This is a genomic window from Clostridioides sp. ES-W-0016-02 (assembly GCF_020641035.1).
GTDB lineage: Bacteria > Bacillota > Clostridia > Peptostreptococcales > Peptostreptococcaceae > Clostridioides.
Genome location: NZ_CP061361.1, coordinates 1,122,214 through 1,143,801, shown reverse-complemented (window position 1 = coordinate 1,143,801; position 21,588 = coordinate 1,122,214). Strand labels below are relative to the sequence as shown.

The 21,588-nt window shown below is 27.4% G+C and carries 18 protein-coding genes and 1 tRNA gene; 4 read left to right on the top strand and 15 right to left on the bottom strand.

The features are described from left to right. Positions 1-50: 50 nt before the first annotated feature. Genes IC758_RS05570 through polA form a run of 4 tightly spaced genes read right to left on the bottom strand, consistent with a single transcriptional unit; the run spans position 51 to position 5,575 of the window. Positions 51-1,769: an ABC transporter substrate-binding protein gene (locus IC758_RS05570; protein ID WP_227434064.1), complete on the bottom strand. Its 1,719-nt coding sequence runs from the start codon at positions 1,767-1,769 to the stop codon at positions 51-53. After that, the gene (locus IC758_RS05565) at positions 1,769-2,323 is read right to left on the bottom strand and encodes a lytic transglycosylase domain-containing protein (protein WP_227434063.1); all 555 of its coding nucleotides are present in this window, start codon (positions 2,321-2,323) and stop codon (positions 1,769-1,771) included. The genes IC758_RS05570 and IC758_RS05565 overlap by 1 nt, the downstream gene beginning before the upstream one ends. After that, the gene (gene coaE / locus IC758_RS05560; protein ID WP_227434062.1) at positions 2,316-2,918 is read right to left on the bottom strand and encodes a dephospho-CoA kinase; all 603 of its coding nucleotides are present in this window, start codon (positions 2,916-2,918) and stop codon (positions 2,316-2,318) included. The genes IC758_RS05565 and coaE overlap by 8 nt, the downstream gene beginning before the upstream one ends. 8 nt (positions 2,919-2,926) lie before the next feature. Beyond that, complete coding sequence (gene polA / locus IC758_RS05555) at positions 2,927-5,575, bottom strand: DNA polymerase I (protein WP_227482181.1); 2,649 nt, start codon at positions 5,573-5,575, stop codon at positions 2,927-2,929. A gap of 339 nt (positions 5,576-5,914) precedes the next feature. Here polA and IC758_RS05550 point away from each other — a divergent pair. The 3 genes from IC758_RS05550 (at position 5,915) to IC758_RS05540 (ending at position 9,555) form a co-directional block, all read left to right on the top strand. Then, positions 5,915-5,997: transfer RNA gene (locus IC758_RS05550), tRNA-Leu, on the top strand. 938 nt (positions 5,998-6,935) lie between these two features. After that, positions 6,936-8,345, top strand: coding sequence for an MBOAT family O-acyltransferase (locus IC758_RS05545; protein WP_227860817.1), 1,410 nt, complete (start codon positions 6,936-6,938; stop codon positions 8,343-8,345). A gap of 16 nt (positions 8,346-8,361) precedes the next feature. After that, positions 8,362-9,555, top strand: a complete 1,194-nt coding sequence (locus IC758_RS05540) for an alginate O-acetyltransferase AlgX-related protein (protein ID WP_227836224.1) — start codon at positions 8,362-8,364, stop codon at positions 9,553-9,555. A 205-nt stretch (positions 9,556-9,760) separates the two neighbouring features. On the opposite strand, the gene IC758_RS05535 is transcribed toward IC758_RS05540, so the two are convergent. Next, positions 9,761-10,648: a LysR family transcriptional regulator gene (locus IC758_RS05535; RefSeq protein ID WP_227831250.1), complete on the bottom strand. Its 888-nt coding sequence runs from the start codon at positions 10,646-10,648 to the stop codon at positions 9,761-9,763. A gap of 315 nt (positions 10,649-10,963) precedes the next feature. Here IC758_RS05535 and IC758_RS05530 point away from each other — a divergent pair, with 315 nt between their 5' ends. Then, positions 10,964-11,128 carry a cupin gene (locus tag IC758_RS05530; protein ID WP_255630962.1) on the top strand — a complete coding sequence of 55 codons (165 nt, stop codon included), beginning with the start codon at positions 10,964-10,966 and terminating at the stop codon, positions 11,126-11,128. 204 nt (positions 11,129-11,332) lie between these two features. Here the strand turns inward: IC758_RS05530 and IC758_RS05525 are convergent, their stop codons facing one another. The 10 genes from IC758_RS05525 to IC758_RS05480 all read right to left on the bottom strand — a co-directional run bounded on the left by IC758_RS05525 (position 11,333) and on the right by IC758_RS05480 (position 21,480). Continuing rightward, entirely contained in the window at positions 11,333-11,776 is a 444-nt protein-coding gene (locus tag IC758_RS05525; RefSeq protein ID WP_227831252.1) for a hypothetical protein, read from the bottom strand. A gap of 2 nt (positions 11,777-11,778) precedes the next feature. Further along, complete coding sequence (locus IC758_RS05520) at positions 11,779-11,976, bottom strand: helix-turn-helix transcriptional regulator (protein ID WP_021383879.1); 198 nt, start codon at positions 11,974-11,976, stop codon at positions 11,779-11,781. A 148-nt stretch (positions 11,977-12,124) separates the two neighbouring features. Continuing rightward, positions 12,125-12,997 (bottom strand): AraC family transcriptional regulator, encoded by an 873-nt coding sequence (locus tag IC758_RS05515; RefSeq protein WP_227836226.1) that lies wholly within the window; start codon positions 12,995-12,997, stop codon positions 12,125-12,127. Positions 12,998-13,337: 340 nt separating this feature from the next. Next, positions 13,338-14,207: a nitroreductase family protein gene (locus IC758_RS05510; protein WP_227434057.1), complete on the bottom strand. Its 870-nt coding sequence runs from the start codon at positions 14,205-14,207 to the stop codon at positions 13,338-13,340. A 504-nt stretch (positions 14,208-14,711) separates the two neighbouring features. After that, entirely contained in the window at positions 14,712-14,933 is a 222-nt protein-coding gene (locus IC758_RS05505; RefSeq protein WP_227434056.1) for a hypothetical protein, read from the bottom strand. 505 nt (positions 14,934-15,438) lie between these two features. After that, positions 15,439-16,419: an SPASM domain-containing protein gene (locus IC758_RS05500; RefSeq protein ID WP_227482177.1), complete on the bottom strand. Its 981-nt coding sequence runs from the start codon at positions 16,417-16,419 to the stop codon at positions 15,439-15,441. A gap of 163 nt (positions 16,420-16,582) precedes the next feature. After that, complete coding sequence (locus IC758_RS05495; protein WP_227434054.1) at positions 16,583-17,455, bottom strand: metallophosphoesterase; 873 nt, start codon at positions 17,453-17,455, stop codon at positions 16,583-16,585. 163 nt (positions 17,456-17,618) lie between these two features. Beyond that, positions 17,619-18,170, bottom strand: a complete 552-nt coding sequence (locus IC758_RS05490) for a helix-turn-helix domain-containing protein (RefSeq protein ID WP_227434053.1) — start codon at positions 18,168-18,170, stop codon at positions 17,619-17,621. 20 nt (positions 18,171-18,190) lie between these two features. Further along, positions 18,191-19,093, bottom strand: coding sequence for a glycyl-radical enzyme activating protein (locus IC758_RS05485; RefSeq protein ID WP_227434052.1), 903 nt, complete (start codon positions 19,091-19,093; stop codon positions 18,191-18,193). Between the two features lie 14 nt (positions 19,094-19,107). Next, entirely contained in the window at positions 19,108-21,480 is a 2,373-nt protein-coding gene (locus tag IC758_RS05480) for a glycyl radical protein (protein WP_227860816.1), read from the bottom strand. Positions 21,481-21,588 lie beyond the last annotated feature (108 nt).

Genomic DNA, 21,588 nt, shown 5'->3' with positions numbered 1-21,588 from the left:
GTATTTTATCACACAGTTTAAATTTTTTAAATATAAATTAGTCATTTAATTTATTTCGATTCATTTGAGCTTATATCTAAGTTAGAGATTCCCTCATATACATCAAATTCATTTGGAGTAATCTTTCCTTTTAGTCTACTATTGCTTACAATATAGTTGTTTCTAATAGCTAAACTTATAAATGTTGCATTATCCTCAACATATTTTTGTACATCTTTATAAGCTTTCTTTGTTTCAATTTCAGATGCAGAACTTGTCAGTGCAGACATGTATCCATTTAACTTATCATCAGTATATCCGCTGCTTGCTATTATACTACTTACATCTGGTACAATAGATAATTTCCATCCTACCAATGCCAAATCGTAATTTTTAGAATTAAGGGCACTTTCCATTTCTTTGTCGGATAACTGATTTATCGTATTGTTTATTCCTATAGCTTTTAGGTTTTCACTTATTATATGTGATGTTTTTAACCTCTCACTATTATCTTTATTTACTATTATTTTTAAATTCATTTCAGAAAGTCTTTTCTTTACTTCCTCTTTTTCTTTATTTTTTTTATCTTCAGCTTCTTTTTTTACTCTCTCAGCTTCTTCTTGTTCAGCCTTTTTTTGTTCTTCTGCAGTAAGTTTCTTTGTATTTTTTTTAGTTGATTTTTTTTGTTTTTTATCTACCTTATCATTTTTTGGATTCACTGCATTTATATTTGCATATTCTACTTTATTAAGATACTCAATCGCTTTATCTTTATTGTACTCTAAATCTTTCACATCACTGCTATAATATTTTGATTTTGAGTTAAGTGGAAAATTAACAGGAGTTGCATCATCCATATAACCTTCACTAATAATTCTACTTTTATTTATAGAATGTGCAATTGCTTTTCTAAAATTGACATCCTTAAAAAAAGAATTATTGTAATTAAATAATACACATTCATAATCTCTACCTTGATATTTTGTTATATTAAACTCTTTTTCTTGAAATTTGCTCAAATCATTCAGCGTAACATTTGTTATATCACTATCAAGAGCCATAACCATAGATGTTCTAGCATCTTCGTTAGGAACCATTCCTACTTTTACATTTTTCATAGCTTTAGGAACTTCTTCATAGTAATCCTTATTCACAGATAAAATCATTCCTTCTCTTTCTGTATATGATTCTATTTTATATTTCCCATTTCCTATCATATTATTATTTTTGTCATTTACATCTTTTGAATCTAAATGATTTTGAGATACTATTGGAAATATTAAACTATCAATAGAAAAAGCATACTTAGCTTTAAATTTTATTGTAAAATCTTTATCTGATTTAATATTTACAGAAGCTATATTTTTTGTAAATTCATTATATGGACTTTCTGCACTTTTTTGAATTAAACCAATTGTATAATTTACATCATTTGAAGTAACTTCTTTTCCATCATGCCATTTTGCATCGTTTAATTTTATATCTATACTCATTCCATCTTGAGCTATATTGTACTCCTTCACTAATTGAGGAGTTACATTATAGTTTTCATCTATTGTAAACAAGCCATCATAGATTAAGTTCATTATGTAGCCAACAGACTTATCAGTATTTGTTATAGGGTTTATAGTCTTAGGAGTCACCATCGTTAAGTTTATATACTTGGCATCTATAGAGCTCTGACTTTTAATACCTGATTCACTGCTACTTTCTTTTGTTTTAGTATTACTACAACCAACTATCATAAGAGTTATAGCTAAAATTACTGTTAAGACTTTTATTTTCTTCATTAGTTTTTCCCCTTCTCGCCATATATCTTATTATAATTTTTATAATTATTTTTTACTTTTTCTACATACTTTGAAGTTTGTTCAAAGGGTATATCATGTAGATTCTTTCCATCTTTACTATATTCATTATTTTCTAACCATTTCTTTACATTACCTGAGCCACCATTATATGCAGCTATTACTAAATCCAATGAACCAAATTCTTTATATAATTTATTTAAATACCAACAACCAATTCTTATGTTGGTTTCTGGGTCAAAAATATCAATATTTTCTAGATTCAGTTCTTCCGCTCCCCAATCTCTAGTTATGTCTAATATTTGCATTAACCCTTTGGCCTCTTTTTTTGAAACAGCAGAGCTATTAAACTTACTTTCTGCTTTTATGACACTGTAAACTATATTTTCATCTAAATTAAATTCTTTAGAATATTTTTCTACATACTCTGAGTATTTTTTAGGATACAAAAACTTATGTATTATTTTGCTTTCCATTAATAGTGCCCCAAATAAGATTATAAAAATAGATAGAACCAATACTTTCTTATTATTCACGCCAATTCTCCTTCATGTATTCAATAAATTTGTATACTTTATTCTCTAATTCAGTTATTGTTCCCGAATTATCTATTATATAATCACCATATTTGGATTTTTCTTCCTGACTCATTTGTGAATTTATTCTGCTAAGTGCTTCTTGTTTACTACAATTATCTCTCTTTTGTATTCGGCTAATTTGTACTTCTTGTTTACAAGTAACCACTAATAGCTTATCTACTATTTCCAAAAATCCACTTTCTACTAATATTGCTGCATCTAATATTACTATCTTTTCGTCTTTTTTTCTAGCTTCTTCTATATCACTTATTATTTTTTCTCTTATTATTGGATGTGTCAGATTATTTAACTCATTAAGTTTTTCTTCATCATTAAAAACTATTTTCCCAAGAGCTTTTCTATCTAAAGTTCCATCATCCTTTTTTATATTTCGACCAAAATGTTTAAATACTTTTTCTAATAACAACTCATCCTCAAAGATTTGTCTAGATATAATATCTGCATCCACTATAGTAATGTTAAATTTTCTAAATATATTCGATAGGCTGCTTTTTCCACAGCCTATTCCTCCTGTAAGTCCTAATATCAACATAAAATCACCTACTTTGTCTCATACCAAGAACTACCAACATTTAAATCTACATCTAAGTGAACATCCATATTTACAGCATTTTCCATTTCATCTTTTACAATCTTTTTAACTATATCTATTTCATCGTCAATTGCTTCAACTATCAATTCATCATGAACTTGTAGTATAAGCTTTGATTTCAAATCATTTTCTTCTAACTTTTTGTGAACATTTATCATAGCAATCTTTATTATATCTGCTGCACTTCCTTGTATTGGTGCATTCATTGCAAATCTCTTTCCTCTATTTCTCTCCATAAAATTGCTAGATTTTATTTCTGGTATATATCTTCTTCTGTTTAAGATAGTCACAGCATAACCATCTTCACTGGCCTTTTCTACTGTAGTGTCCATAAACTCTTTTATCTTATGATACTTAGCAAAATAACTTTCTATATACTCTTTTGCTTTTGGCACAGGTATATTTAAATCATCAGCCAATCCAAAATCACTTTTACCATATATAATACCAAAGTTTACTGCCTTAGCTGCACCTCTTAATTCACTAGTTACATCTTCCATAGAAACATTGAAAACTTGTGAAGCTGTTTTAGTATGAATATCTTCATTATGTTTAAATGCTTCTATCATATTTTCATCTTGACTCATATGTGCAAGAACTCTAAGTTCTACTTGTGAGTAATCGGCATCAACTAGCTTACAATTTTCATCTGCAATAAACACCTTTCTTATTTTTCTACCCATTTCCATTTTTATAGGTATATTTTGAAGATTTGGTTCTGTAGATGAAATCCTTCCAGTAGTTGTTATAGTTTGATTAAATGATGAATGAATTCTATTACTTTCTGGATTTATTATGTTTAGAAGACCTTCAACATAAGTAGAATTCAGCTTTACTATTTGTCTATACTCAGTTATTTTGTCTATTATTGGATGTTTATCCCTTAATTTTTCTAAAACATCTGCATTAGTTGAGTATCCAGTCTTGGTTTTTTTGATTATTGGAAGTTCTAATTTTTCAAACAATATAACACCTAACTGTTTTGGTGAATTTATATTAAATGGCTCTCCTGATAATTCATAAATTTCCTTTTCTAGTGTAGAAATTATTTCTTTAAACTCAATACTTAGGTCATCTAGTATACTCTTATCTACTTTTATACCTTCATATTCCATATGCCCTAAAACTTCCACCAAGGGCATCTCTACATGGTAAAAAAGACCATCCATACTCATATCGATTAAACTTCTTTCCATCATAGGAATTGTTTCTTTAACTGTGCAGATTATTTGCCCCATATACTCTGCCAAATCTTCAAATTCTAAATCTTCGTAGTTCTTAGATTTAACACCTTTACCTAGTAATTCTTCTTTTGATTTAACTTTTTTTGATAAGTATTTCATAGCTATAGCACTACAGTCATATGATGTAGATGAGGTAGAATCTATTAAATACTCCGCTATTGTTATATCAAAATTTATATTTTCTAAGTTTATATTATATGGCTTTAAAGATATATAATCATCCTTTAAATTATATCCAAACTTCTTGATTTCTTTATTTGAAAGTATACCATCTAATTTTGTTACTTCATCTGAATCTATATAATATATTTTTTCTCCATCTACACTTATAAAGATATATATTATATTTTTTTCAAGTATATTACCTTGTCCTCTAACAGTTTTTAAAATAACTTGTCCTTTTTTATTTACTTCATCTATAAATTTATCTATATCTTTTAATTTTAATATTTCTATTTTTTCTTCTACTTGTTCAGTATCATCTGAGTCAACCAAGTCAACTAATCTTGATAAAAGGCTTGTAAATCCAAAATATCTAAACTTATCTAAAAGTTCATCTTTATCATAATCGCCAAAAATCATACTATCCAAATTTACTTCAATTGGTACATCCCTTATAATTGTTGCAAGTCTTTTGCTTTGAATAGCTATTTCTTTATTTTCTTCTATCTTCTTTTTTACGCTTCCTTTAAGTTTATCTGTATTTTCTATTAAATTCTCTATACTAGAAAACTCTTTTATAAGTTTTATTCCTGTTTTTTCCCCTATTCCAGGTACTCCTGGTATGTTGTCTGATTTATCTCCCATAAGTCCTTTTAAGTCAATAAACTGAGTTGGAGTCATTTCATATTTTTCAATTACAGAGTTAAAGTCATATTCTTCAACTTCTCCTACACCTTTTTTTGTTATAAGAGTAGTCGTCTTATCTGAAGCAAGTTGAATGGCATCTTTGTCTCCAGTTACTATGTATACTTTATATCCATTATCCTCTGCTTTTTTAGAAACAGTTCCTATAATATCATCTGCTTCATAACCATCTATTTCTAATCTATTTATTTTAAATTTATCTAAAAGGTCTTTTAGTGGCTGTAATTGCTCTGCTAATTCATCTGGCATTCCCTTTCTTCCTGCTTTATAATCTTTATACTCTAAGTGTCTAAATGTAGGTGCTTTTCTATCAAAAGCTACACTTATATGTGTTGGTTTATATATATCTATTATTTTAAACAACATTGTCGTAAATCCATATATAGCATTAGTTTTTAAGCCTTCTTTATTATTCATTTCTGGCAAAGCGTAAAATGCTCTATTTATTATTGAATTTCCATCTATTATAATTAATTTTTTTTCCAAATTATATCACTCCTAAAGATTCTCTATTTTTGTAACATATATATTATATACCAATATGCTATTATTTAATATTCCCATAATAATAATAGTATATTAAAATTAAATATGTTGCAAACAATATATTTTTTTGCTATAATAATAAACATGACATGACCGAGTGGTGGAATTGGTAGATGCAATTAACTCAAAATCAACTGTGTTGATTCATAAATTTTCATGAGGAAAAGCTAGTATTTATGATATTTTGACAGTTTGATGAGTGCTTTGTATTCAATATTCCTCTTGCATATTCTTGGAAAATCTGGTAGGATATACAAGTAGTTCGGATTTAAAATATAAGCCGCTGTGGCGGAACTGGCAGACGCATACGACTCAAAATCGTACGGGAAACCATATGGGTTCGAGTCCCATCAGCGGCACCAATAAATTAAAACTCTTTAGTTTAGACTAAAGAGTTTTTTTATTGTAATATTTTTTCATCTTTGTTTCTAGCCTTGTATAAGTATAAATACCATAGGCATGACTTCTTGAACTCCTAAAACATATCTAAACAAAGCAGGATTTTTTATGTATTTACTTAATAAATCCATACTTCTTATCATATTGATTTTTTCCCAATCTCTAAAACTTTTCCCTCTCTAAAAATATTTATAATCAATCATCATTATTCAGTATAACGATTCGATATTATTTTAAAGTATTTGTCATTTAAAACAAACTTGTAATAAAAGCATATCTGAAAGTATTCTGACTCCAATACTTAATAAAGAGTTCTTTTTACAATTATAGATATAAACAACATCTATCTTAATGGACTGTATAGAGCTACAACCAAAGGCAAACACATATAGTTAAACAATGTGTCCGTGATTTTTCTTTATTATTTTATCATAATAGCTTTATTAATCCATTATAACATTACATCATTTTAAAAAAATTATATAAAAAGTCAAAATTTACATATATATTAATAAAACTTGTAAAAACACAGCTAAATTTGTACAATTAAGTACTTAAAACTTGAAAATACTTACTTTGCTATATATTTTAGATAAATATATAATTTATTTAGTTAAGAAAGGAAGTTGTAAATATAAAAGATAATTTAAAAATAACACTAAAATACATAAAAAGTTATAAAGCTAGATCTTTAACAATTGCTCTGAGTATAATTCTTGCTACATCAACTTATTGTTGGTATTGGTACTCTCAAGAAGTGCTCAGCAAGCAGTGGTAGTTAAATAGTATGGGCTTAAAATCAGAAATAAATCAAGACCTCACTCTTAATATATATATTATTAATTTTAGTTGTTTTATTTATTATTCATTTATTAAATAATAAAAAGATAAGGAGTCTAATATGATATTCAGTAGTTTAATATTTTTATTTTCATTCTTTCCAGTCACACTCATTTGCTATTACTTGGCAAATTCTAAGTATAAAAATGTTGTGTTACTTCTAGCAAGTATTGCCTTCTATGCATGGGGAGAACCAAAATATATTTTTTTGATGATGCTATCAATAATAGTAAACTATATATTGGGTATTAAAGTTTCTTACAGTAAAGATAAGAAAATATGGGTTGTGCTTTCTGTGATTTACAATATATCCATTCTTGGGATATTCAAGTATAGCAATTTCTTTGTAGATAATATTAATTTTTTATTAAACACAAATATAACTATACCTAAAATTAAATTACCTTTAGGTATCTCATTTTTCACATTTCAGATAATGAGCTATGTAATAGATGTATATAGAAATGATGCTAAAGTTCAAAGAAAATTAACTAACCTAGCATTATACATAAGTTTATTCCCTCAGCTTGTAGCAGGTCCTATTGTTAGATATCAGACTGTGGCAGATGCCATTGAACATAGAGAACATAATTGGTATAAATTTACTCAAGGCGTAAACAGATTCGTTATTGGTCTTGGAAAAAAGGTAATTTTAGCAAATCAATTAGGTATAATTGCAGATGATGTATTTAATAAGTCATCTGGAGATTTATCAAGACTTGATGTGTGGCTAGGTGTAGTTTGCTATACACTTCAAATATTCTATGACTTTAGTGGTTATAGTGATATGGCTATTGGTTTAGGTAAGATATTTGGATTTAATTTTTTAGAAAATTTCAACTATCCATATATCTCTCAAACAGTATCTGAGTTTTGGAGAAGGTGGCATATATCTTTAAGTACTTGGTTCAAAGACTATGTATATTTCCCATTAGGTGGAAATAGAGTTTCTAGATTAAAACTATATAGAAATCTATTTATAGTATGGTTTTTAACTGGCATGTGGCATGGAGCTAATTGGACTTTTATTATATGGGGTCTATATTTTGGAATATTAATATCAATAGAAAAAGTATTTTTAGAAAGGTTGTTATATAAAATGCCAAGAATCATAAGACACATGTATTTACTTTTTATAGTCATGATTGGATGGGTATTTTTTAGAGCAGAAGATTTACCAAAAGCTATTAAGTTTATAGGTATTATGTTTGGTTCTGGCAATTATCCACTTGTCAGTAATGCATTCAATGTATTTATAATTGAATATTGGTATATAATTGTTGGAGCAATCATTCTATCAACTCCTATTGTAGAAGTTATAAAGTCATTAGTAGTTAAGAAGAAGAAAAATACACTAAATAGCACAATGTGTCAAGTTACTAATGCGGCTTTCATAGTTGTTTGCATGTTTATTGTAATGGTAATGTTAAGTAGCTCAACTTATAATCCATTCTTATACTTTAGATTCTAATTTTGGAGGTATTGACATGAATAAAAATAAACCAAAGATTGTTGCCATTTCATTTTTAATTATAGTATTTGGATTTTTTATACTAAACTTCTCACTTCCAAAGAAAAAATTAAGTATAACTGAAAATAGAAATCTTGCAAAATTCCCAACTATAGAAAATTTTAAAAAAGGTAACTACATAGATAAATTTGAAGAGTACTTTAATGACCATTTTGCATTTAGAGATGAAATGATATCAATAAATACAAAATCTCAAGCTAGTTTAAATAAAACTAAAGTAGGTAACTATTACTTAGGAAAAGATAACTGGTTATTAGGTATGTTTCCAAAAGTTTTAAACCAAAACCAATTAAATAGATACGAAAAGTCTATTAATTACTTATCTTTTCTAAGTAAAGATATGGGAAAAGATGTGTATTTTACAATGATGCCACATAAATCTAATATGCTAAAACATTTATATCCTAAGTATGTTGATAATATAAGTAATATAGATATAAATTTAAAGAATTTTAAAAGTAGATTAAATCAAGATTCAATTAAATACATAGATATGGATGAGTATTTTTTAAGCAACTATTCAAATAAAGAAAGAGAAAATTTATATTTTAAAACTGACCATCATTGGACTGGATATGGAGCATTTGAAGGCTTTAAAATGATGGCATCAAATATGGACTTGGGTCTTTCTAAGCAAGATTTAAGAAATCATTTTAATAGCTACAAAAAGTCTATAGTTACTGATAAAAAGTTTGTAGGAAGTTATAATCAAAATATAGATATGCTAATTAAAGAAAATGAATATGTAGTTTATATGACAAAAGATAACCAAGATTATAGCTTTGATATAAATGGAAAAGAAAAAGAAGAAAGACAGGTCTATGCAACTAAAAGAAGTGATAAAAAGTGGGATTATGGTGGGGCATACATTAGAGGAGCTCAAACTAATATATTAACTGTAAAAAATCCTAAAGCATTATTAGATAAAAAAATACTAATATTTAGAGATTCATACCAGGCTCCTACAACACTTTTATTTGCTGATATGTTTAATGAAGTAGAGATAGTAGACCCTAGAAATATAAATTCAATAGATAAAACATACAAAGATATGATTGAGGAAAGCAATGCCGATGTTGTAATGTTTATGTATAATAGCTCTGGGTTTGATTCAATGATAGATGCGATGATAGATAAAGGAATAGTATAATATAAAAATATTAACTAAAATTAATTTTAAGGGATTATTTCAAAATAAAAATTTGAATCATCCCTTTTTTATACCAAAACCGGAAAAGAGACTATTTATCTAACAATGCATATACCTACCATATAAACTTATAAACAACCTCTCTACACTATGTTATCTTTTTAAAAATATCAATATATATCTTATATTAGCATAGCATAAACAATTAAAAAATAATCCCATACGTCTTTTTTACAATAGAGATAAAATCACAAAAATTCTTAGACAGCCACTTATCCTTATGATAAATTAATTGTGAAAAAATATTATAGTCTGTAGTATAAGGAATCTTAACCAATTCATGTTTTTTTAATTCCTTTTCTACTGCAAGCTCTGGAAGAAGGCACAATCCAAGCCCACTAAGTACTGTTTGTTTAATTACCTGAATACTTCCAGTTTCAAGAACTATTTTGGGTACTATAGATGATTCAGATAGCTCTTTCTCAAATAAACTTCTATAACAACAACTCTTTACTGTCAAAATAAATGGAACATTTTTAAAATCCTGAATATACACCTTTTCTTTTAAGGCTAACTTAGTTTCTGGAACTGATAAGATACAGATTGGCTCCTCATTTTTTAATACAGAAATAGTAGATTTATCATTTATAGGTAAATCAAGTATAAATGCTATGTCAATCGTATTATCAGCAAGTAAAGGAACAAAATCAGAAGAATCTAGAGTTTTTATAAAAAGGTCAACATCTGGATATTTCTCTTTATATACTTTGATAATCTCAGGTAACTTAAAAATACAAATAGATTCTGATGCTCCAATAACAATACGCCCATAATTATCTTTCTCTTTATACATCTTTTTTATATCAGATGATAATAAAAGCATTTTTTCAGCATATGGAACCAACTTCTCACCTTCTCTAGTCAATTCTACACTTTTTCCTATACGTTCAAAGAGATGTACATCCAATTCCTTTTCTAATTGTTGTATATGAGCTGTAATATTTGATTGTGCATAGTTCAAATGTTCAGCAGTTCTAGTAAAATTTTTAATTTTACTAAGTGTTAAAAATGTATTTAAATGCTTTAATTCCATATCTATGTACCTCATTTCATCTAAATATCAGATTGATATAATCAAATCAATCTATTTCACAAATAATTAGATTGATGTTAACATACAGATATACTAAAAGTCAAACAAAAATAAAATCTAAAGGAGATTCTAATGTTATCAAAAACTAATATAATTGAAGAAGTAAATAATATTGAACAACTGTACGTATACAAAAAATTAGGAAAAATAAACAATAATATACTAAGTGTTGTATAAGTAGCAAATAGAAGCTTAGATTTTCATGTTCATGAAAAATCAGATGAATTGTTTTATGTAATAGAGGGAGGATTTAATTTGGAAACTCCAGAAGGATTAACAGAAGTTAAAGAAGGAGAATTTATCATTGTACCTCAAAATACAATACATAGACCAGTAGTTAAAAAACTTACAAAATTTCTAATGATTGAATTAGAAGGAACTCTTAATAAAAAAAATAGTGGTAATTTATATGAAGACTAGCCTATTTTGTAATCTATAAAAATCATTCATAAGTAATGATAATACTATAGTACTTCTCTTCAAAACATATAGAATTCCATATAAAAAAGCCACAATATATAATACTTGTGGCTTTTAAGAATTTATACATATAGTTTAAGCTTATACTGTCAATTTATAAACTAATTTGCTTTTATATAATTTTATATTCAGTGTTATAATTCATTACAACTTTTTATCTAATTTATTATATACAACAGCACCACAAATAAATTGAAATAAAATAAGTAATCCAAGAACAATTAAAACCCACCTACTTGTCAGCATTACAGAGAACACACTCAATATAGAAACAATAAGTATAAGAATTACGAAAACATAAGACATGATTTGATTAGTAATACGTCCAGATTTGTCACGTAACATAATTCTTCTTTCATCATTCATCTCTATCCTTTGATTCTCTATCTTTTCTTTATATTCTACAGCTCTTTCTGGTTTACTCCAATATATATATTGAAAAATCATACATACCCCAGGACCCAAAGTAGCTCCAGATAATCCCCAAATCAAAGCCTCAAATGAAAACTCTGTAAGTGTAGCCAATAAAACAAGTAAAATTCCACAAATAAAATATCCAATTCCAACATATAATCTGTCCTTTTTCATTTTTACTCCTCCTCATAAATAAATATTTCTTCAATATTCATATCAAAATATCTTGCTATCTTAAAAGCTAATATGATAGAAGGATTATATCTACCATTTTCTAATGAACCTATAGTTTGCCTTGATACTTGCAAAGCAGATGCAAGTTCTTCTTGTTTTATACCTCTCTTTTTTCTTATTTCTTCTAATCTATTTTTCACTTTGCTCTCCTTTAATACCTCATTTATGTAAAGTCTACTTTCCATAATTATACAACGATATCTATCTTATGTAAAGTATGCTTTCCATTTATCAAAAAAAAATAACAGACCATTTCCAGTCTGTAATTTTAAAGGTTTATATTGTTCGTTAATTTTGGGATTGTTTCTTAATTGGAATCCAAACTTCTGTTGTATAATCAGGAGCATTAATATCACCATTAGGATAAAGTTCAATATCTGGTACATTAGCATATACATATCCAGAGCTTGGTAACCATTCAGTAATAATTCTTTTTTGTAATTCTTGTATTGCCAAAGCATTTGGCATTGGGGAAATACATTCAAATACTGCCCATGTACCTGATGGTATAAAGTATTCATAAGTATTTTCTACTATAGGATTATCCGTTGAGACAGCAATGTAATAATCTAAGCCTTTACTATCTGTACATACACTAACTCCAAGCAACCCATGAGGTTCGTTATTTATTAACTCTGAAATCTTATCAATTGTTCCATTTTTTATGGATTTATCCCACAATTTAGGAACTTTATCAAAACACTCTTCTACAATCATATTCATACTTTCTTTTATACCAACAATACGGAATCCTTTCTTTTCTACAATACGATACTGCATTTCTAAGTTCCCTTTTACATAAATAGTTAATGTCATCTTGGGATATGCTTTTAAAACAACTCCCTTTGCTCTAGCCGCAGAAGGGGAAATGCTATGTATATTTTGAAAAGCCCTATTAAAAGATGTAGGTGAATCATAACCATATTTCTCAGACAGCTCTAAAATTTTAATATTACTATTTTGTAGTTCAAATGCTGCCTTAGTCATACGTCTACGTCTAATATATTCAGACAAAGGTACTTCTGCAATATATGAGAACATTCTTTGAAAATGGAAGGTTGAACAACATGCAATTTTTGCTGCTTCTGCATAATCCACTCCACTTTCAAGATTGTCTTCAATATAAGTAATAGCTTGATTTAATTTATTTATCCATTCCATTTAACATTCCCTCCAAGCAAATTATACAGTTTAATAAAATAATATACCTCTCAATCTATGCACAAAATTGTAAGATTTAAAATACTATTTCAACAATAGATACAGATTCAGTTTAAAGTATAACATTTACTCATTTAGCTATCAATTTTATATTGGCTTTATATCAAGTCCAATAATTTACATTAATAATCCTCTTTTACATAAAATTTATCAACTAATAATGCTGAAATTAGATTATACAACTATACAACAAAAGAGTTCAATGACATTATTCCATATAATGCATTGAACTCTTTATAGAAATTAATTTAAGTAAAACTAAATTAAATATTAAACTGTTTTATATATTACAATATCCAACTATTTTATAGTCTTCTGGTATTTTATAATCTTTGTCTGGAGTACCTAAATTCCATTTTAACTCAAACATAGTTGCACTTATTATTGTTGCAAAATAAAGCATAACTATACCAACATCTATTTTTTCTTCATACAAATTAGTATGACCATCTTTTCTAACTGCTAAAACTACAACTCCTCCATCAACTATAAATCTCCATGGTTGTCTATTTAATGTAGATGGAGCTAATCTTGCATAATGGAATGCGTCAAGAAGCGCTCTCTCTTCTAATATATTTGTATTTGCATTATTTCCCCACTCATCCATATAAACTACTTCTTCTACACCTAAACGAGAAGAACTATTGTCTGAAACAACTTGCATATCAGATTTTGAATAATTATCACCAGTCTTTGTAGCATTTAGTACTTTAGTATTGCTTGCATTTTCTCCATATCCAATGGCAATAATTCCTGTTACCTCTTTGTCTGAGTCAATTCCAAGTTTATCTAATACCTTTTTACTATCCTCAAAAGTAACCCAACAAGAACCTATTCCAAGGTCTGTTACCTTAAAAATTATATTTTCTCCTATGTATCCTGAATTTTCGATGTAATTATCTTTTACTTCAGATAATATTATAATATAACTTGGAGCATCTATCATGTTTCCTTTATATCCTGCTATTTTATCTAAATTGTCAAAAACTTCACTTCTATTCATTACTCTTATATCAACGTCTATCTCTGGAACTAGTTTCTTACAAGATTCTGAGTATTTCTTAATCTCACTAAGATACTCTTTTTTAATATCTGTCTTTTTATATTCTCTAACAGACTTTCTATTTAATATGATTGTTTTATAATTCATAATTTTATCCTCCCCAAACTAGTATATTATTAATTATATACCCATTAATGTGATATTTTACGCATTTGCTTAATAAATAATAATTACAATTTTGTAATTATTATTTATTAATAATATTCCACTTTTACATTCATAATGACCAGTTGTGCAAAATCCATTGCCAACCTTCAAATAAAAACATATTATAAAGATAATATAAAATAAACAAACAAATCTTAACAAAAAATTAAACTTTTTTTACACGAAAGAAGGCTTCCCGTTGCCTTCTTTATTTTTTATAAAAAAATAGACTGCTTCTAAAATGATTTTACATTTTTGAAACAGCCAAAGTATTTTATAATGACAACTATATTTGAGGATGTGAGGGAGAGTTGCCATTATAAATTTAGGGTAATTATATTATGTTTTAAGCTAGTTCTTTCTATATTTCTATAATACATTACATATATGAATTTTATATGATATTTGTATAAACAACATATGAAATTATATATTTTAATTATATTAAATCTTATTATTACATTTACTGCAACAATACTCATAGGTCTCTACATTATTTGGAATATTTACAAATACAAATTCTTTACAGTTGTCGCAATACTTTAATATAGATATAGTTCCACAAGTGTAACATTCAAATGTCACACACTCCTCACACTCTTCTATTACTTCAAATTTTTTACTATGTTCACCACACTCTGGGCACTTGCGATTATTTACATTCATAAATACTCCTCCTTATTAGTATAGTTAAAAACATGTCAAAAACTTAATCAAATGTATTTTATATTACTTATTATATATTCTATAATAAATCATATTCCTAGATAATAAAACAAATTAAATAAAAAAAAACCATAAATTTTAAATTTATGGATTAATTCTTGTAATGATAACTCTATTTGAGGATGTGAGGGAGGGTTATCATTACAATAGGGTATTATATTATGGTTTTTAAGCTAGTCTTTCTATACTCTATATAATACATCTGTTATATGAATTTTATATGATTTTTACATAAATATTTTATGAAGTTTAAATTTTTTGACTAATTTTGTATCTGTAAAAAGTTCTCTAAAAATCCATAACATCATAAAAATCCAACATTTAAGTAAAACATCATAAAAAAATTTGTTCAATAATCTTAACAAGTTACATCACCTCATTAACGATTATTAACACAAAACTAAACAATCAATCATAAATTATTCCTAAAACTTAATTTTGATAATTATTGATATACAATCTCTTGATTATCAATCTTATTTTGCATTTCTAATAAAATTTCTTCAACTGAATTGTCAAATATATTGCCTAAATAGACTCTTTTTTCTTTTTGAATGGAATAAGATTTTACACTGCCATCAGAAGAAATATATACATGGCTCCATTCTGCACCATATTTTGAAAATCTTTCTCTTATATCTTTAAACCTCATATCTTCTATTTTTATTGCTCTTCCTCTAGCTCCCCTTACTACTGTATGCCCTCTTTTTATCAAACTAGTTATTTTTATATCTTCTTTTAATTTAACATGTATGTTATCATTCTCTGAATATACATTCCATATTACTTTATGACGATAATCATCTAATTCTCTTATCAAACTTCTTTCAATAGTAAAACTATCTTTAGTTACTATAATTAAATCAAAATGGTCTAACATATATTGAAATACTTCTTTCATATCTTTGTTTTTTAGAATACCTTCACCAATAACTTCTATAAACCTACACCCTTTTTCATACATACACTTTAATAAACTTATAACTTCAGAAAAATATTGAACCCTATTGTCATTACCATCTATCTCTATTGTAAAGTATAAAGGTGTAAGATATACTTTATTTCCTGTTATCTCAAAAACACTTGATAATGTTTGTTCCTCATCTTCAAAGGTTAAATATTCATTATCATAAAACATAAAAAATTCCATAACCTTATCTCTCATGTCAGGGATATTTCTATATCTGTTGGATAATATATCTAATATATCTTTAGTAGTATTTTTCCCATCACATTCTGCTAGTACAACAACTTGCTTCCAACTTAAACTATCCACACTTCCTATACTTTTTTCATATCCATTTGCCTCATCATAAATAGGTCCAATTATGATATTTTCTTTTGGCCACATATGAACTCTAGTTCCATCTTTTAATTTCGGATATTTGTTTTTTACAGATTCATAAAATCTAATTATATCACCCATGATTTTTAACTACCCCCTATATTTTAAATATTACATGCTAAAAATAACAATTTATTTACATTAATTAAATAATTATTAAAAATTAATAATTGTATCTATTTAATAGGGTTTTACACCAATTTTATATATATGTCATTGATGTTTATATACACAAAAAACCTTATTAATTAGACTTTAATGTAATTCTTACTACTTCTGGTTTACAATTAAGTCTAATGAGAACTTTTGAACCTCCTAAACCTTTATTTAAAACCATAGTGCTACTACCTTTTTCATATTTTCCCCAATCATACTTAGGAAAAAACTCTCTATTTGGAGATAGTACACCTCCAATAAAAGGTATTCTTATTATACCACCATGAACATGACCAGCCAGAACTAAATCAGCTCCCCATTTTACATATTTTTCAAAGAAAAATGGTGTATGAGCTAAAAGTATATTATACTCATTTTCGTTTATTTTACCTAACTTATCTTGTACAAAACTGTCACGCAATTCTAACTTTTTATTATTAGCAAAAAAATATGGATAGCATTCCAATGGTATGATTAAACCATATAGATTAATATAACTATCTCCTTTATATATTCTTACAGATTCATTTTCCATATTTATTATTTTTTTTGAATACAATTCCTTAAAATAATCCCTATATAGATGTTTGTATTTTTTTATTAAAGATTTTTGTTCATGATTTCCAATTATATGGTACACTTCATATTTTTTTACTAAATTATCAATTAAATCTAATGCAATTTGAAAATTTTTATTTTCTCCATCAACTAAGTCTCCTGTTATAAATATAACATCTGGATTTAAGGATTCAATTTTATCTATCAATGTTTTATTATTATTTTTATCAAATACCTTATTATGTAAATCACTTACTTGAACTATTTTAAAATCATTAAATTCTTTTGGAATTTTTTCATTAAATATGGTATATTCTGTTGTTTCTATATGTTGAGTCTCATACTTATACAGAATATATAAGATTGCTAATACTAATACTGTCAATATAACTTTCATAATCATATATTCTTCCTTTTTATTATATTTTATTAATATTATTATAATGCTTTTATGTTTATTTTAAAACAATAATGTTAGTACATGCATACAAATCTTTTCGACATTATAAAAATAAGTTATCCATTTTGGTAATAAATATTTATTCCCAAAATAGATAACTATAAAATTATCTATAAACTTCTATATTATGAAATACAGTTCTTCCGTTATTTAAATTTTTATATAAATGTTCTAGTGTTCCATCAAATCTAATTGAATGTCCAGACTCTAAAATATAAGTTTTTCCATCTACATTAAGTTCAAGTTTACCTTCTATTACAAGTACATACTCTTCCAGAACATGACTATGTGTAGATGAAACATGAGTACAATTTGCTTCAAGCTCAATTATAAAAAGTTCAAACCTCCTTTGAGGGCTAAAAGGATATATAGGATACAACTTCATATTGCCTTGTTGTTCAATAATAGGTTCTACATCCTCTTTTTTTATAACCTCATAAGTGTTTGTATTTTCATTTAACAGTGTCGTAAAGTTTATTTTGAATCCAGATGAAATTTTCCATAAGGTAGATACAGTGGGGCTAGATTCACCTCTTTCAATCTGCCCCAGCATTGCTTTACTAACTCCTGTCATCTTTGAAGCTTTATCTAAACTTATACCCATATCTTGTCTTAATAACCTTAAGTTTTCTCCTACATTAGGAAATTTATTATCCATGTTAAAATCCTCCTGATAGCCTATTTGTATTCTATGATTTTTACTCCTGTAAGCTCTACTATCTCTTTTAATTTTAACATATGGCTATTGCAAATTTCATCAAATTCATACATATAATCTTCAAGCCCTAATGCTTTATATTTATCAAGTCCAAATTTATGATATGGAAGTAATTCCATCTTTCCACCTAAAACATTTTGCTTTACAAATAATGCAGTGTTTCTTATATTTTCTTCACTATCATTCACTCCAGAAATAATTGGTACTCTTATAACCATAGATTTGTTTAATTTTGAAAGTCTACATATATTTTCTAATATTATCTCGTTACTTACTCCTGTATATGCTCTGTGAACATTATCATCCATAGATTTTATATCTACAAATATATGGTCTATTTTTTCAAAGACATCCTTCACTTTATCCCACTCAAAATATCCACAAGTCTCAATTGCTATGTTTATACCTTTATTATAAAAAGCATCAACTAATTCTCTTAAAAATTCAATTTGAAGTGTGGGTTCTCCTCCAGAAAAAGTTACTCCTCCGTTAGACTCAAAGAAAAATATAAAATCTTTTTCAACTTCCTTTACAATCTCTTCAACAGTCATTTCTTCAGTCATTATACAGATAGCATCATTAAGACATGTTTTAACACATTTTCCACACAAATCACACTTATCATTTATTTGACTTCTGTCAAATAATGAACTTATATTTTGAGGACAAACATCTGTACACCTATTACAAGATATACACTTATCCTTCATGACTCCTAGCTTTACTATATTGCTCCATGAATCTGGATTAGAACACCACTTACATTTTAATTTGCATCCTTCTAAAAATATAGTAGTCCTTATTCCATCACCATCATTTACTGAAAAATGTTGTACCTTTACAACTTTACCTTTTTTACTCATAATCTACCTCATAATTAAAATTTACTGTGTGAGTTTCTGGCTATTATAGCATCTTGCATCTCTCTTGATAAATTAACAAATTGAGTACTATATCCAGCAACTCTAACTAATAAATCTTTATATTCTTCTGGATTTTCTTGAGCTTTTAATAAGACATCATTTGATATTGTATTAAATTGTACGTGGAATCCACCTAGTGCAAAATATGATTTTACCATAGAAGTTAGATTTCTAAGCCCTCTTTCTGTTTCAACCAAATCTTGATTAAATCTCAAATTTAGAAGTGTTCCTCCAGTGTGAACATCATGATTTATTTTTGATGCAGATTTCATAGCTGCCAATGGACTTGTTGTATCAGTTCCAACAAATGGAGAAACTCCTTCTGTCAAAGGTTTTGTAGCTTTTCTTCCACATGGAGTTGCACCTACTATTTTTCCAGTTGGAACATAGTTTGATATACCCATAAATGCACTATTAAATTTAGAACCAAAAATATCCTTATATTTTCTAGTTTCACTGTAATAAAAATCAGAAACTTCAATAGCCAATGAATCTACATAATCATTGTCATTTCCATATTTAGGAACATCTAAGGCAAGTTTTCTTAATTCTTCATGGCCTTCCCAGTCATTATTTAATGCTTTTGTTAACTCTTCTAATGTAGTCACCTTATCTTCAAATACTAATTTTTTTATAGCTGCCAATGAGTTTGAAACTACACCTAGACCTATGCCTGTTAAAACAGGTCCTATATTGTATTTTGCCCCACCTTTACTTAAATCAATACCTTTATCCAAACAACCATCTACACAGGTAGATAAAAATGGTCTTGGTACTATTTCTTTATGAATTTGTTGAGCAACAGTAGTTCCTATAACAGAATTCTTGATAAGATATGCTAGTTGCTTTAAAAACTCTTCTTTAACTTCTTCAAAAGATGCAAATTCATTGATATTTTTTACATCTAACCCCATTTTTTCTCCAGTTAATCTACTCTTCCCTTCATTCATAGCATATTCTAGTGCTGCTGCAAAATTAATATTTACTGCTGAAGTCCATTGACCTGTCTTTCTAAAGTGAGGAACTACACAACCACAATTGCTCCAATCTCTTGCATCTTCTGCATCATATCCATCTTGAAGTAACATTTGTGCCCCTGCACTATCACTGTGTATAGCAGGAAAACCAGTACCTTGTTTTACTAATTTCGCAACTGCCATAACAAAATCATCTGGTGCTCCCTGACTTATTCTAACACTTAAACCTGGTTGATGAGTTTTTACACTTTCTGTTGCCTTTAAACACATATATGAAATATCATTCGTTCCATCAGTTCCATTTCTCTTTTTGCCACCAACAGTAAGGTTTTGAAATTGGTTGTATCCTGCAAAATAATTTGCTGTATTTGCTGATATTGTCCATACCCACTCTGATAGCTTAATCCATAGAGCCTCTATCAACTCTTGAGCCTCTGATTTAGTTATATTTCCTTTTTTAGTATCTTTTTCATAATATGGATACATATATTGGTCAAATCTACCTAAGTTCAATGCTAATGGATTTTCAGATAAAACACCACCTAATTGCACAAACCATACAAATTGTATCGCTTCATAAAAACTAGTTGGAGGATTTGCTGGTACATTCTCACATACTTCTGATATTTTTATAAGTTCTAACTTTCTTTTTGAATCTTTCTCTGATTCACTCATTTCTTTTGCAAGTTTTGAATATCTATTTGCCAATGTCATGATACCATCTGCAACAATAGAAATAGACTTATAGAAATCTATTTTTTCAATATTTTCTGAAATTGATATATCTAATTCTTTTATCTTCTTATCTGCTTCTTTCTTTATCCCCTTATATCCTTTTACAAATAGTATATCTTGATAATCTGGAGTTACTTCCCCTACTGCCTGTCTCCACTTAGAATCATTATCTATTATTCCTGTATCTACCAATATCTTAGCTGTATCTTCTGGAATTCTTGCTAAAAAAACTTCTTCCAAAGATTTACCCTTCCAATATGGAAATATCTCTTTTCTTATAAATTCTATTTGCTCTTTTGATATGACATATGGGTCTTGAGTTCTTTCATCAAAAGTATCCATTTCCTTATCTACCCATTGCCAAGAAAATTCTGGTGTTAATATACCTGTTCTTCTAAATTTACCAGCTGTACCTACAATTAATTCATTCTCAAATATTTTTATAGGAAGTTCTTTGCATGCATCTAAAAAGGCTTTCGCTCTTCTTATACATATGGCTTCTCCCTCAGTCTTTTTATGTGATTCTGTAAAAATTCTAGCCCTTTCACAACATATCATAGGTTTAGAATTAACGTATTCTTGTCTAAATGCTTCTATTCTATCAGTTTGACTCATTTAAAATCCCCCTTTGGATAATATATATTAACTTTTGTATGTTATAACATACTTTAATTATATTATACTGTCCTTTAACATAAAATGGCAACCACAAATAATATATTT

Coding starts and splice junctions, on each gene's coding strand:
- IC758_RS05570 (WP_227434064.1), bottom strand. CDS start 1,769: ATGAAGAAAATAAAAGTCTTAACAGTAATTTTAGCTATAACTCTTATG.
- coaE (WP_227434062.1), bottom strand. CDS start 2,918: ATGTTGATATTAGGACTTACAGGAGGAATAGGCTGTGGAAAAAGCAGC.
- IC758_RS05545 (WP_227860817.1), top strand. CDS start 6,936: ATGATATTCAGTAGTTTAATATTTTTATTTTCATTCTTTCCAGTCACA.
- IC758_RS05540 (WP_227836224.1), top strand. CDS start 8,362: ATGAATAAAAATAAACCAAAGATTGTTGCCATTTCATTTTTAATTATA.
- IC758_RS05535 (WP_227831250.1), bottom strand. CDS start 10,648: ATGGAATTAAAGCATTTAAATACATTTTTAACACTTAGTAAAATTAAA.
- IC758_RS05525 (WP_227831252.1), bottom strand. CDS start 11,776: ATGAAAAAGGACAGATTATATGTTGGAATTGGATATTTTATTTGTGGA.
- IC758_RS05515 (WP_227836226.1), bottom strand. CDS start 12,997: ATGGAATGGATAAATAAATTAAATCAAGCTATTACTTATATTGAAGAC.
- IC758_RS05510 (WP_227434057.1), bottom strand. CDS start 14,207: ATGAATTATAAAACAATCATATTAAATAGAAAGTCTGTTAGAGAATAT.
- IC758_RS05505 (WP_227434056.1), bottom strand. CDS start 14,933: ATGAATGTAAATAATCGCAAGTGCCCAGAGTGTGGTGAACATAGTAAA.
- IC758_RS05500 (WP_227482177.1), bottom strand. CDS start 16,419: ATGGGTGATATAATTAGATTTTATGAATCTGTAAAAAACAAATATCCG.
- IC758_RS05495 (WP_227434054.1), bottom strand. CDS start 17,455: ATGATTATGAAAGTTATATTGACAGTATTAGTATTAGCAATCTTATAT.
- IC758_RS05490 (WP_227434053.1), bottom strand. CDS start 18,170: ATGGATAATAAATTTCCTAATGTAGGAGAAAACTTAAGGTTATTAAGA.
- IC758_RS05485 (WP_227434052.1), bottom strand. CDS start 19,093: ATGAGTAAAAAAGGTAAAGTTGTAAAGGTACAACATTTTTCAGTAAAT.
- IC758_RS05480 (WP_227860816.1), bottom strand. CDS start 21,480: ATGAGTCAAACTGATAGAATAGAAGCATTTAGACAAGAATACGTTAAT.